This window comes from Erythrobacter sp. RANMB8, assembly GCF_056848235.1.
In genome coordinates, this window is sequence record NZ_JBREHG010000021.1 from 1 (window position 1) to 12,078 (window position 12,078).

Below are 12,078 nucleotides of genomic sequence, written 5' to 3' on the forward strand. Positions count from 1 at the left end.
TAGGCGAATGGCCGCTCCTAGTCTCGGACGAAAGCTGCGATCCCCGAAACCAGCCCCTCAGATAGCGGTAAGTCAGGGGCTTGATAGGCCGCCAAGTTATCAGCAGGACTGTTCCCCGCGACATCCTTCAGCACGTGATTGGCATTAGGCAGGATGATCAGCATCGCACGGGGATTGGCCGCTTTCAGACGCTCCGCATCTTCAACCGAAACCTGAATGTCCTTGCCACCTTGCACGATCAGGATGGGCAAACGTGCCTTTGCAGCCAGATCTGCCGGATCGAGCGCAAAGGTGCTGATCAGAAAACCCTGCACGGCAGGATTGAATAGCGGTGCAAGCGGCTGCGGCAGTGCGGTCACATCGACGCGCCGACCTTCCGCAAGCTCGTCGATCGCGGCATTGGCTGCCTGAAGAAACGGCGCATTGGCGGGATTGGCGCGGAGCTGTGACTTGATCACGTCACCCAGGGGCCTTCCCGCTGCCGCAACCAGCACCAGCCCGCACAGGTTTTCAACCTCCTGTGCAGCGGCAAGCGCGACCAGCCCTCCCTCGCTGTGGCCAATCAGCCAGATACATGGAGCGCCCGTCTGGGTGCGGATGGATTTTACCCAAGCGGCGGTGTCGGCCACGTAGTCCGCCATCGTTACGGCGTTGGCATCGGGGACAGCGCCAGCACTGCCAAACATGCCGCGCTTGTCGATGCGCACGGTGGTGATGCCCTCAGTAGCCAGCCCTTGAGCAAGCAGGCGATAGCTGGCTGCCCGAATGCCCAGAGGACTGTTGCCATCCCTGTCAGTCGGTCCAGATCCGGGGATAATTAAAGCGACCGGTCCCTGCGCGCTCGAACCGCGCAGCATCGCGCCCGCCAACGGGCCTTGCGGTCCTGCTGCCTCAATCGGCACCTCTGCCGGGCCGGACTCGGCATGAAGGGGAACGACCAGCGCTGCAGCGCCAGCCAGTGTCATAACGCGTTTGATCATGCCTTGCTCCTATGGTGCCACAGCCACCAACTGTAGAAAACGGGGACCACCACCGCGCCGCCGAGCAGCGCCATCATGGCGGCGGCGCGCCACGACGGCGGCAGCGGCGACAGGCCTGCCGCCACGATCAGGCATCCAGCACCCATCATCACCTTGCCCCCAAGACGGTGGGTGGCAATCCAGTTGTCGGTATCGACAAGGGTCCACGGGGTCCGGATACCGACGAAGAAGCTCGGTCGCGATTTGGGCAAGCTGTTGCCGATCATCACCAGCAGCGCGCCCATTCCGACCTGAAGCAGGTCAGGGCCAAGCGCCCAGCCCAAAGCGGGTGCGGCGATCATAATCTGCAGATAGACCATCAGCAGCATGGTCCCGATCCACACTGACCGCAGCAGCGGAGCCGAAGCCTCGAGCCGCTCCTGCAAAGGCTCCAGTCGAGGGATCGCTGCAAACAGTGCGCCTATCAGGACGGACACGCCTGCTGGCCACAACAGGGCCGTGGCTGCCGGCGCATAGCCATCCGCTTCACCCGCCAAATTCCAGTGGATCGGGAGCTCGGCCCCCTGTTCGAGGCCCGCGGCCACCCATAACCCAAACCCGGCCATCGCCGCTGCGATCCCCAGATTGGCGAAGAACAGACCCCGCACTTTCATGCCGTGTCCCCGACTTTGCCCTTATGGTCGGCCTCGCCGCTGCCGATCCCGACGCGCCCCATGAACCCCAGCAGCGCCTCTTCGAGCGTGGAGAGGTTGAGCGTGTAGGTGATGGACCCACTTCGGTTTTCACCACGGATCAGACCGGCTGCCTTCAGCTTGGCAAAGTGTCCGGACATTGTGGGCTTTGATACCGGAAACTGGTCGGCTATCTCGCCGGCAGTCATGCCCCCGCGCTTGAGCATCTCAAGCACCTCACGGCGGATCGGATGGGCAAGAGCGTCAAATATCTCATTCATCGCTATTTAGCTAAATAACGAAATGGGTTCCGTCAATGGTCACTTGGGATCGCTTGGTGCCTGACAGCTTTTCGCGCAGAATTTCTCAAGGTGCACCCGCACTTGGAATAAATGCTGTCTGGTGCGAATGGCTCCAGGCGTTGGAAACCTGACGGACGGCAATTAGCGCTTGCAGAAAGATGCTATTCCAACTGAAGAGATAGGAGATGCTTGACCGGGTTCGCCACGCACTTTCTCATTTGCTCGCGGCTGTCTTGCTGGCAGCGATCAGCCTGCATGCAGCTGTGCCTGCCAAGGCAATGGAGCAAAGCCGAGGCTCTGCATTTAGCGCGACGACGGTCGATGTGGCTGTCTTGGTTAAACCACGTCAGGCTGAGAAAGCGATCCCAGCGCAGCCCGAGCCCACCGGGCCGCCGTATGACTGCATCGCGCCATTGGCTCTTTGCTCAACCGCAAGCGGCCCGGCTCTCTTCCGGCTGCCAAGCTGGTCGCGTGGTCCGCCGCTGCGGTCGATCCGGGCACAACCAGCGAAACCAAGGGCTCCTCCGATAAATTGAGCTTCATGCCATTGCCTCCCCGATGGAGGCAGAGCCCAATTTGAGGAGGTTCCTCATGAACGACAACATCGATAGTGCGCCCCGCGAAACGCGGCGCGACCAAATGGCAAGCCTGCTTGCAAGATACCCTGGCGTCGACAGCGACGAGCTGGCTGACCTTCTGCACTGGTTCAAGAAGGAGGCATCGGCGCTTGATGTCGGGCTGATTGCCAGTGACCCGACACTTAAGGCACCCTACGAGGCCATCAAGAAAGACCACATCGACCGCCTGAACGGCGCCGACCTGTTCTGGGTGGCAATGCTTGTCGGTGGCGGATTTATAGCTCTGGCGGTGCTCATCTGGTCAGCGCTTTAGACGATTGCCGGAGCGCGCTGCGGTGCGCTCCGGCAATTCTCGCTCTCGAAGCCAGCCCACCTTGCGCTCGCTTGATCGGTCCTGCAAACGCTTCGGCATGGACATCATCGCTCTACTCTCGGATCCTGGCGCTTGGCTTGCGCTTCTTACCCTCATCGCTCTCGAGGTGGTGCTCGGGGTGGACAATCTGATCTTCATTGCGATCCTGTCCAACAAATTGCCGGCGCACCAGCAGGAACGCGCGCGCCGCATTGGACTGCTGCTGGCGCTTGGCATGCGAATCGGGCTTCTTCTGCTGATCGGCTGGATCGTAACTTTGCAGGAGCCCCTTTTTGATCTCGGCATCGTTGGGCCGCCTGTGGAGGGCACCAACAAGGCAAGCTTCGAGACCGCTTTCTCGGGCCGTGACCTGATCTTGCTAGCTGGTGGATTGTTCCTGCTCTGGAAGGCCACCAAGGAAATCCACCATGCGATGGATCCGGAAGATGCATCGGGCGATCTTCTCGACAAAACGCCCGGAGTGGTTGCAGGCGTGACCGCCAGCTTCGGTGCTGTCATCGCCCAAATTATTGCCATCGACCTTGTTTTCTCAGTCGATTCGATTCTGACAGCCGTGGGCATGACCGATCATATCCCCATCATGGTGGCAGCGGTGGTGATTACCGTTGGTATCATGCTGGTCGCAGCCACACCGCTGTCGCGCTTTATCGAGACCAATCCCACCCTGGTGATGCTCGCGCTCGCGTTCCTGGTGATGATTGGGCTTGTGCTGATCGCTGATGGTTTCGGTTTTCACGTTCCCAAGGGCTACATCTACGCGGCGATGGCGTTTTCGGTTACGGTCGAAACGTTGAACATTGCTCAGCGCAACAGGCGCAAAAAGCTGGCTGCCCAGATAGGTGCTTAGCCGAGCGCTGTGATCGTCCTGCTACCGGTCTGGCCGTCCATCGATGCACAAGGTCTCACCCGGCGCTAGGCGGGTGTTTGGCGAGATGCCTTCAAGGTAGATGAGCGTCTCTGCTTCGGCTTGGGTCATCCCCATCGCTGATGCATGGGCCATCAGCTCTGGCACTGTGAAAGATGACTGGGTGGATGTGCCGGTAATAGCGAAGCCGGAACACCCATCACTGTCTCCCCCACACCCTGCGAGAGTGAGGGCCGATGCGGCGAGCATTATGAACTTTTGTATCATGTGTCCGGCGTAGCATACCGCCGCTTTGCATTCGACCCGCAGCGTATTTTGCTGCGATCGGCTTGCGGCTTAGCTGACAAGATCGAATTACCTGATACTTATCGGCCGATGTTGAACCTCAATACCGAAGCCGCCCTGCTGCTAGTGGGCATCCTCCTGCTGACCACAGTCTTGGCCGGCAGTCTTTCGAGCCGGTTCGGTCTTCCTGCACTGATAGGCTTCCTGGGACTGGGAATGCTCGCTGGGGTCGACGGTCCCGGCGGCATTGCATTCAGCGATTTCTCGTTTGCCCAATCGGTCGGCACGGTGTCGCTGATCTTCATCCTGTTTTCGGGCGGCATGGACACCGCGTGGTCGGATGTGCGGCGCGTGGCCGCACCGGCGTTGGTGCTGGCGACACTCGGCGTGCTGGCGAGCGCCGGGATTGTGGCCGGCGCAGCCATGCTCCTGATCGGTGCATCGCCCCTGGAAGCTGCGCTACTTGGCGCAATCATCGCCTCGACCGATGCCGCCGCCGTGTTCGCAATCCTGCGCTCCACGGGTCTCGATTTGCACGGGGACGTGCCGGCGCTGATTGAGGTCGAATCCGGCTCCAACGATCCAATGGCGATCTTCCTTGTCGGCGCCGTGCTGCTGTTCATCGGAACGCCGGACGCCAGCCCGGTTGCCTTGGTGCCGGAGTTTCTGGTGCAGATGGTAATGGGTAGCGTGGTCGGCCTCGCCATCGGGTTTGCCATGCCCTGGTTGCTGAAGCGCGGCGGATACCGGCAGGGCGGGCTTGCCTTCGTCATCTCTATCGCCACGGCGCTGATTGCCTTTGGCACCGCGCATATGCTGTCAGGCAACGGCTTCCTGGCTGCCTATATTGCAGGGCTGGTTGCAGGGAACCGGAACTACGCGGCCAAGCGGACCGTGTCGACCTTTCAGGACGGCATGGCCTGGCTGGCCCAGGTAGCAATGTTCCTGACATTGGGCCTGCTGGTGACACCGTCCGCACTCGGCCCTGCAGTCGCGCCGGGAATCATCATCACGTTCATCCTGATGTTCGTAGCCCGCCCGATCAGCGTCTTTGTCTGTCTTGCTCCTTTCCGCAAATTCGGATGGCGCGCCAAGCTGTTCGTGTCCTGGGCGGGCCTGCGCGGGGCGGTGCCCATCGTGCTGGCGACCTTCCCAATTGTTGCCGGGGTGGAAGGTGCCTTCGAGATCTTCAACATCGTCTTCTTCGTGGTGCTGCTGTCGAGCGTGATCCAGGGACCAACGATCAACTGGGCTGGCCGCAAGCTCAGGATCGGAGACCACGACCAGCGGGTAGCGCAGCGGGAATTGCCAGAGGCAAAAACCGGCCAGGCTTGACGCACTGACTAGCCTCGCATCTAATCCGCCCATGCCGCACCACACTCCCCTGATCGCTACGATTGTTGCAGGTCTGGTGGCTGCCTTTATCATGGGGGCGCTGGCACACCGGCTGCGCGTGTCACCTGTTGCAGGCTACCTTTTTGCCGGCGTCATCATCGGCCCCTTCACACCGGGCTATGTTGCAGACGCCGACCTGGCAACGGAGCTGGCCGAGATCGGCGTAATCCTGCTGATGTTCGGCGTCGGCCTGCACTTTTCACTGAAAGACCTGTTGTCGGTGCGTCGCATCGCCGTCCCTGGGGCGCTGGCGCAGATTGCCGGAGCGACGGCGCTGGGTCTTGGCCTGGCGCTGTTCCTGGGCTGGTCGGTGGTGGCAGGCCTTGTCTTCGGACTGGCTCTATCTGTAGCCAGCACCGTCGTGCTGCTCAGGGCACTGCAGGCGCGTGACGCGGTCAAGACGGAACGCGGCAAGATCGCCGTCGGGTGGCTGATCGTCGAAGATCTGGCGATGGTCCTTGCGTTGGTCATGCTGCCAGTCATTGCTGATCTGGTGAACGGCACCGTGTCCGATGGCAGTGCCGTGGCTCGCCTGCTATTTGTCACACTGCTTAAGGTGGCAGGTTTCATCGCCCTGATGCTGATCGTCGGGAAGCGGCTGATCCCTGCGGGACTGCATTGGGTGGCCCATACAGGCTCGCGCGAACTGTTCCGCCTTGCGGTGCTGTCCATTGCGCTCGGCGTAGCATTCGGTGCGGCATTCCTGTTCGACGTATCCTTCGCGTTGGGCGCGTTCTTTGCCGGCATGATCCTGGGGGAGTCCCAGCTTAGCCGCCGCGCTGCGGAGGAAACCCTTCCGCTGCGCGATGCTTTTGCCGTGCTGTTCTTCGTTTCGGTCGGGATGCTGTTCGATCCTGCGGTCGTGGTCGAGCAGCCGTGGCCGCTGGTTGCGACAGTGGCGATCATCATCTTTGGCAAATCATTGATCGCCTACCTGATCGTCAGAGCCTTTGGACACCCGAACGAGACCGCGTTGACCGTGTCAGCGAGCCTCGCCCAGATCGGGGAGTTCTCGTTCATTCTGGCAGGGCTCGGCACGGGGCTCGGCATCTTGCCGCCCGAAGCGCGCGATCTGATTCTTGCAGGGGCAATCCTCTCGATCCTAGCCAACCCTTTTATTTTCTCGCTCGCGGTCGGGCGAGCACCCGTTCGCACTTCCGGCGCGCGAGAGGCTGCGGCCCCGGCAACGCCTGCGCCTCCAACCGGCCACACAATCCTTGTGGGGTTCGGGCGCGTCGGACGGCTGATAGCTGCAGCGCATGGTGGGCCGGGCAAGTTTGTTGTCATCGAAGCGCGCACTGGGCTGGCGCAACATGATGGGTCGCGCGGCCTCATTTTTATCGAAGGAAACGCTGCCGATCCGGCGGTGTTGGAGCAGGCCGATATCGAGCACGCAGCCGGGCTATTGCTGGCAATCCCCGGAGGGTTCGAGGCCGGCGCGATCGCGCAGAACGCGCTCGCGCTTAATCCTGCGATACAGATTATCGCGCGGGCCCATTCTGACGAGGATGTCGCCTACCTTGAAAAGCTGGGGGCGGATCATGTGATCATGGGGGAGCGCGAGATTGCCGCACGTATGGCATCGCTGCTGAAAGCGACCTGACTTGTTCCGTTGATGCTTATCTTCATCTCGGCGGTCTCCGCGCGGCATCGGCCCTTCAATAGCCAGAGTGACCGGTATGGGGTCGATTGGTCAATGGCAGCTGCTGGCGAGAAACGCGCAGAAGCTGACCGGCGGGTTCCATCACCATAAGCCGAACGGCAGCAAGCTGCCTTGGTTGAAAATTTCCTGCCATTCAGCAAGCGACCCCAAAACTGCCTCTAGAGCAAGTTCCGATCCGACTGCATCGGATCGGTTGCTCCAGGTTATTGTTTTGCCGCGTTTTCTAAGTCAGCATGTAATTCCAGCTGCTTCGAAACGCTCCAAGCCGTTCGCGCTGTGATCCAGCCAGTGGCCGGACGGCAAGCCGACAGTAGGTCTGCCCGGCCCGCGCGCGCCCTAGAAATCGTAGGTGACCGACGCCTTGAATGTGCGCGGTGCACCAAGCTGAAGGTCGGGGCGGAAGCTGTCGAAGGCCGAGGCCCAGTAATCGGCATCCGCCACATTATCGAGATTGACGCGGAAGGTGAGCGGCGCGCCGCCCACCACCGTGACATAGCGAGCGCCAAGATCGAACCGCGTCCATTCCTCAAGGAACAGGGTGTTGCCGATGTTTGCGGCCTGCTCCCCGGTATGCACCACGCGCCCGGTCAGGGTCAGCGCAGGCACAAAAGGGACGTCCCATTCGAGGTTGGCATTGAGCAGGTATTCCGGCACGCCCACCGCCTGCGCGCCTTCGTTTACGCCGTTCTGGGTGCGGCGCAGCTTCGCGTCGATCACCGATCCGCCCGCGATCAAGCGCAAGCCCTCGGACAATTCGCCAGCCAAGGTAAACTCGATGCCGCGGTTGCGCTGGATGCCGAAGGGGCCGAATTCCAGCGCGCCCGTCTGCCCCGGCGCGAGGCGCAGGATCGCGGTTTCGCGGTCGATCTGGAAGGCCGCCAGCGACAGGTCGATCCCGCCCAGCGTCAGCTTGCCGCCGATTTCGTATTGCTCGGACACGAAGGGTGCCAATGCCTCGCCCGCATTGGTCACCGGCAGCGCCGCCCCGCCAGAAGGGTCCGCTCCGCTGGCAGGCGCAACCGCACCCTGCACCAGCGCCTCGATACGGTTGGCATAAAGCGACAGGCCTTCGGCGGGTTTCACCACGAGGCCGAACACGGGGGTGAGCTTGTCCTCGTCATACTCGCTCGTCAGCGCGCCGGTGACGTTGGAGAATGATTTGGTGTTGATCGCCTGCAAGCGCACACCGGCGGTCAACAGGATGCGGTTATCCCAGAAGCCGAGCGTGTCCGAGATGAAGCCGCTGGTCAGCCGGGTGCGCCCGATCGGAAAGGGATCGTCGAGATCACCGCCCCAGAACGTCACTGTGGTCGAAGGGGTGACCGTGACGGGTGCGTAGAGGTTGTTCCGTTCGGCCGAGAGGGCGAAGAATTCAAAGGCGTTGCGGTTGACCAGCCAGTTGATCGATCCGCCCGCATTCACCTCGTGCGTGATCCCGCCGGTTGCGAACTTCGCGCGCACACCTGCCGTGGCGGCTTCGTTGTTGTCGGTGCGCGGGATGAAAGAGCTGCTGACGGTGATCTCGCCGGTGGCGGCGTTGATCAGGGTCGGCGTGCTGTAGACGCCTTCTTCTGCCCCGTCGCGCGCGCCAAAGGACGCATAGACCATGACATCCCTGGCGATGTCATATTCGATCCGCGCCTGCCCGAAGATGTCGCGAAGGGTGGTGAACTGCCAAGGTTGGCCGAAATTTGTTTCGGCATCGAGCGCTTCGGGGATCACTGTGAGGGTGTTGACCCGCAGCTTGGGCCGGAAGTGCGAGACCTTGACCCGCTGATAGGCCAGATCGACCGAGGCGCGCAGTGGCCCCGAATTGTAGTCGATTGCGGCCCCCAGCACATACGTGCTGCGGAATTCATCGTCGATCGACACATCTCCGGCGCGCGCGGTGCCGTTGACGCGGATGCCCCATTCGCCGCCGCTCCCGAAACGGCGTCCGATATCGAAGCTGCCGCCGATATGCTCCGGCCCGGTAAAGCCGGCAGTGACCCGGTTGATCGCTTCGTCGGTGGCGCGCTTGGGGATCAGGTTGACGCTGCCCCCGATGCCGGTGCCGCCGGGTGCCGCACCGTTGAGGAAGGCAGTCGATCCATTGAGCACCTGGACCGATTCATACAGTTCGGGCGCGACCAGCTGGCGCGGCATGATGCCATAGAGTCCGTCATAGCCGATGTCGTCCCCCGCGAGCGAGAAGCCGCGGATCACGAACAGCTCGCCCGCGATGCCGAAGCCGGTGGTGGTGCGGATCGTCGGGTCGTTCTCCAGCACCTGCCCGAGGGTCTGTGGCTGCTGGTTCAGGATCAGCGCGGCATTGTAGCTGCGGATGCTGAACGGCACATCGGCGGCATCCTTGTCACCCAGCACGCCAACGCTGCCCTGCTGTTCGACACCCGACTGATTGGCACGCTGGGCCGTGACGATGATAAGGTTCTCGTTGTCGTCGGCAGTTTCCTGCGCGGCGGCGGGCGCGGCAAGCGGGGCAAGGCCAAGCGATGTGGCAAGCAGCAGATGGCGGCGGAAGGCGAGTGTGGTCACGTTCGAATATCCTTGTGAATGCAAGTTCGGCGAATGTCAGGTGCGGCGGCGAGCCATGGCCCAAAGCACCGCGGCCAGCGGGGCGGCCAACGCGGCCCATGCCGCAGCGTCGCGCCAGCCATCGCCGGTCAGGGCGACGATCAGGCCAGCAAGGCCGATAACGAAGATCACCAGCGGCCATGCTAAGATCGCGGACAGGGGCCGGGCACGGCTCATTCGGCGGGCTCGGCAATGGCGGCGGCATGGCGCGGTGCGGCAACGGGCGACCGGCGCTTGGCCAGCCACAGGTAGAGCCCGGTGCCAAGCACATGGATGGTGAACAGGGTCAGCGCCGCCCACAGCAGCTTGAGCGGCAGGCCGCCGTAGTCGCCGAAGTGCAGCGGGCGCGACAGCGAAAGCGCCTGATAATACCACGGCATCGGGCGGGCGTCGGTAAACACGCCGGTTTCCGCATCGATCAGGGCCGGCGTCAGCAGCCGTTCAGTCAGGGGCGTGTCGCCCTGAAAGAACACCGCATAATGATAATTCGAGCTGAATGTGCCGCCGGGAAAGGCAATGAATTGCGGATTGTTCCCCGGTAGCTGCGCACGCGCCGCCGCCATTGCCGTATCGAGCGAGCCGTAGCGCGCAGGTTCCAGTGGCGGGCGTCCGGCATAATCGCGGGTCATGGCGGCCAGTTCGTTGGCTTTCCAAGCATCCTCGATCGGCACGGCGAGCGCGTTGATCACGCCGGTCAGCCCCACCACCAGCATCCATGCCAAGCCCACGATACCCAGCAGGTTGTGATAATCGAGCCACTTAGTGCGGGCCGCTTTACCGGTGCGCAGCGTGCCGAAACCGAGCTTTCGCATGAAGGGGGCGTAAAGCACCACGCCCGATACCAGCGCGACCACGAACGCTGCGCCCATCGCGCCCAAAAACAGCATTCCCGGCAGGCCTAGAAACATGTCTGTATGCAGTTGCAGGATGAAGTGCATGACAGCGTCAACACCGCTGGCGTTGTCCTCCGAGACCGCGCCGATCAGTTCGCCGGTCGAACGGTCAAAAGATTGGATCGTCATCTCAGACCCGGGAGAGTCCGGGCGCGGCCCGGTGGTAATCGTCATGGAAGGCTGATCATTGTCGAAGGCCATGTAGAGCGGCACCTCGGCCGGCCGGTTGGCCAGCGCACGTGCGAGCATCTCGTCGAGCGGGAGCAGCCCTTTGGCCGTGCCGGACGATCCCACGCCCGGCATTCCGAAGACAGGCTGTTCTTCCGTCAGCCAATCGATCTCGTCATGGAAGATCAGCGGCAGTCCGGTGACGCACAGCATCAGCAGGAATGCCGTGCATACCAGGCTCGTCCACTTGTGCACCCACACCCATGTCTTGATGGCGGAACGCTTCATGCGCGCCCTGCAAACGGAATATGCATTGTAAACCCCTGACCGCAGACGAACGTTAGCCAGGAGCGAATTAAATGTAAATGCTAATCACTCGCAATTGTGCAAATGGTGGTGCAGCCATACGAACCGCCGCTTGAAGCTGTCATTCAGCTTCCCACCCACGACCGGCCATGCGCCGGACCCCCGCGCGATCCTGAAAGCGGCATGTCGGCTCCGCTTCGCTTCTAGGAAAACCCTGCCTTTCAGCAAGCGCCCCCATTCCCGACGCCCCCTGACCGCCAAACCTGCCCTTGATCCGCCGGAAGCGTCGCTCAAGAAACGGGCTTAGCGGGATAAACCAGCACCACAGCCGCGAAGTGACCATTTCCATATTTATGTTGTGTAAACACAACGCTTCATATATGGTGTCATCATGTCTAGGGAAATTCACAATCGAATTGCCATGTTCCGGGCCGATGCCGGGATGAGCCGGCGCGAGCTTGCGGAAGCCGTCGGGGTCAACCCCCAGACGATCGGCTTCCTTGAGCGCGGCGATTACAAGCCCAGCCTCGAACTGGCGCTGTCGATTGCCGAGCTGTTCGGCGTTTCGGTCGAACTGCTGTTCTCGTTCGAACCGTTCCCCTCACTTTCTCAGGCTTTGCAGAAGGGACGCGAATGATGGCTTATGAAGGCAATAAGGTGATCGAGCGGCTCGACCGGCTCGCGGCTGCAACGATCGACGCAAATGCCGAGAACGGGGTCGCCCCGCGCTTGTCGATCCTTGCCAATCTGGCGTTCATGGCAGCGGGGAGCGCGGGGCTGGTTTTGACTGCGCAAGGCGATACCGGCCCCGGCCTGGTGTTTGGCGCACTTATGATGTCGACCACGCATACACCCCCCGTTTTCCGAGCTTGGAAGTGGAGCCTTTGCGCTCCGTCAGCTCCGGGCGATCACGTCGCCTTGCGGATAGTCCCGGACTTCGCGGTAGAGGATCACCCGCCCCTGCAAGCTGGTTGCCTGCCACCCCGCCGGGAGAGCCGCGAAAATCGCGGAAAGATCATGGCGGT

The 12,078-nt window shown here is 61.9% G+C and carries 12 protein-coding genes; 6 read left to right on the plus strand and 6 right to left on the minus strand.

Going from position 1 to position 12,078, the window contains the following annotated elements; genetic code table 11:
• Positions 1-17 precede the first annotated feature (17 nt).
• From ACU0AG_RS15800 to ACU0AG_RS15810, 3 genes are read right to left on the minus strand one after another with little or no spacing between them, the layout of a single operon-like run.
• The gene (locus ACU0AG_RS15800; RefSeq protein ID WP_482783226.1) at positions 18-980 is read right to left on the minus strand and encodes an alpha/beta hydrolase; all 963 of its coding nucleotides are present in this window, start codon (positions 978-980) and stop codon (positions 18-20) included.
• A complete protein-coding gene (locus ACU0AG_RS15805; RefSeq protein ID WP_482783227.1) occupies positions 977-1,633 on the minus strand; it encodes an SdpI family protein in 657 nt (218 codons plus the stop codon). The genes ACU0AG_RS15800 and ACU0AG_RS15805 overlap by 4 nt, the downstream gene beginning before the upstream one ends.
• The gene (locus tag ACU0AG_RS15810) at positions 1,630-1,932 is read right to left on the minus strand and encodes a metalloregulator ArsR/SmtB family transcription factor (protein ID WP_482783228.1); all 303 of its coding nucleotides are present in this window, start codon (positions 1,930-1,932) and stop codon (positions 1,630-1,632) included. Before ACU0AG_RS15810 ends, ACU0AG_RS15805 begins: the two co-directional genes overlap by 4 nt.
• A gap of 612 nt (positions 1,933-2,544) precedes the next feature.
• Here ACU0AG_RS15810 and ACU0AG_RS15815 point away from each other — a divergent pair.
• The 4 genes from ACU0AG_RS15815 to ACU0AG_RS15830 all read left to right on the plus strand — a co-directional run bounded on the left by ACU0AG_RS15815 (position 2,545) and on the right by ACU0AG_RS15830 (position 7,052).
• Entirely contained in the window at positions 2,545-2,844 is a 300-nt protein-coding gene (locus ACU0AG_RS15815; protein WP_482783229.1) for a hypothetical protein, read from the plus strand.
• Between the two features lie 97 nt (positions 2,845-2,941).
• Positions 2,942-3,751, plus strand: a complete 810-nt coding sequence (locus ACU0AG_RS15820; protein ID WP_482783230.1) for a TerC family protein — start codon at positions 2,942-2,944, stop codon at positions 3,749-3,751.
• A 393-nt stretch (positions 3,752-4,144) separates the two neighbouring features.
• A complete protein-coding gene (locus ACU0AG_RS15825) occupies positions 4,145-5,389 on the plus strand; it encodes a potassium/proton antiporter (protein ID WP_482783231.1) in 1,245 nt (414 codons plus the stop codon).
• 31 nt (positions 5,390-5,420) lie between these two features.
• Positions 5,421-7,052: a cation:proton antiporter domain-containing protein gene (locus tag ACU0AG_RS15830; RefSeq protein WP_482783232.1), complete on the plus strand. Its 1,632-nt coding sequence runs from the start codon at positions 5,421-5,423 to the stop codon at positions 7,050-7,052.
• A gap of 396 nt (positions 7,053-7,448) precedes the next feature.
• On the opposite strand, the gene ACU0AG_RS15835 is transcribed toward ACU0AG_RS15830, so the two are convergent.
• The 3 genes from ACU0AG_RS15835 to ACU0AG_RS15845 are packed head-to-tail and all read right to left on the minus strand — an operon-like array spanning position 7,449 to position 11,035.
• The gene (locus ACU0AG_RS15835) at positions 7,449-9,647 is read right to left on the minus strand and encodes a TonB-dependent receptor (protein ID WP_482783233.1); all 2,199 of its coding nucleotides are present in this window, start codon (positions 9,645-9,647) and stop codon (positions 7,449-7,451) included.
• Between the two features lie 36 nt (positions 9,648-9,683).
• Complete coding sequence (locus ACU0AG_RS15840) at positions 9,684-9,863, minus strand: hypothetical protein (RefSeq protein ID WP_482783234.1); 180 nt, start codon at positions 9,861-9,863, stop codon at positions 9,684-9,686.
• A complete protein-coding gene (locus ACU0AG_RS15845; protein WP_482783235.1) occupies positions 9,860-11,035 on the minus strand; it encodes a PepSY-associated TM helix domain-containing protein in 1,176 nt (391 codons plus the stop codon). The genes ACU0AG_RS15840 and ACU0AG_RS15845 overlap by 4 nt, the downstream gene beginning before the upstream one ends.
• Positions 11,036-11,444: 409 nt before the next feature.
• On the opposite strand from ACU0AG_RS15845, the gene ACU0AG_RS15850 reads away from it, so the two are divergent.
• Together ACU0AG_RS15850 and ACU0AG_RS15855 are read left to right on the plus strand one after the other, a co-directional pair.
• Positions 11,445-11,690 carry a helix-turn-helix transcriptional regulator gene (locus ACU0AG_RS15850; protein WP_482783236.1) on the plus strand — a complete coding sequence of 82 codons (246 nt, stop codon included), beginning with the start codon at positions 11,445-11,447 and terminating at the stop codon, positions 11,688-11,690.
• Positions 11,690-12,078: hypothetical protein (locus tag ACU0AG_RS15855; protein ID WP_482783237.1), on the plus strand; the 389-nt coding region annotated here is incomplete at its 3' end. The genes ACU0AG_RS15850 and ACU0AG_RS15855, both read left to right, overlap by 1 nt.

Coding starts and splice junctions, on each gene's coding strand:
- ACU0AG_RS15800 (WP_482783226.1), bottom strand. CDS start 980: ATGATCAAACGCGTTATGACACTGGCTGGCGCTGCAGCGCTGGTCGTT.
- ACU0AG_RS15805 (WP_482783227.1), bottom strand. CDS start 1,633: ATGAAAGTGCGGGGTCTGTTCTTCGCCAATCTGGGGATCGCAGCGGCG.
- ACU0AG_RS15810 (WP_482783228.1), bottom strand. CDS start 1,932: ATGAATGAGATATTTGACGCTCTTGCCCATCCGATCCGCCGTGAGGTG.
- ACU0AG_RS15815 (WP_482783229.1), top strand. CDS start 2,545: ATGAACGACAACATCGATAGTGCGCCCCGCGAAACGCGGCGCGACCAA.
- ACU0AG_RS15820 (WP_482783230.1), top strand. CDS start 2,942: ATGGACATCATCGCTCTACTCTCGGATCCTGGCGCTTGGCTTGCGCTT.
- ACU0AG_RS15825 (WP_482783231.1), top strand. CDS start 4,145: ATGTTGAACCTCAATACCGAAGCCGCCCTGCTGCTAGTGGGCATCCTC.
- ACU0AG_RS15830 (WP_482783232.1), top strand. CDS start 5,421: ATGCCGCACCACACTCCCCTGATCGCTACGATTGTTGCAGGTCTGGTG.
- ACU0AG_RS15840 (WP_482783234.1), bottom strand. CDS start 9,863: ATGAGCCGTGCCCGGCCCCTGTCCGCGATCTTAGCATGGCCGCTGGTG.
- ACU0AG_RS15845 (WP_482783235.1), bottom strand. CDS start 11,035: ATGAAGCGTTCCGCCATCAAGACATGGGTGTGGGTGCACAAGTGGACG.
- ACU0AG_RS15850 (WP_482783236.1), top strand. CDS start 11,445: ATGTCTAGGGAAATTCACAATCGAATTGCCATGTTCCGGGCCGATGCC.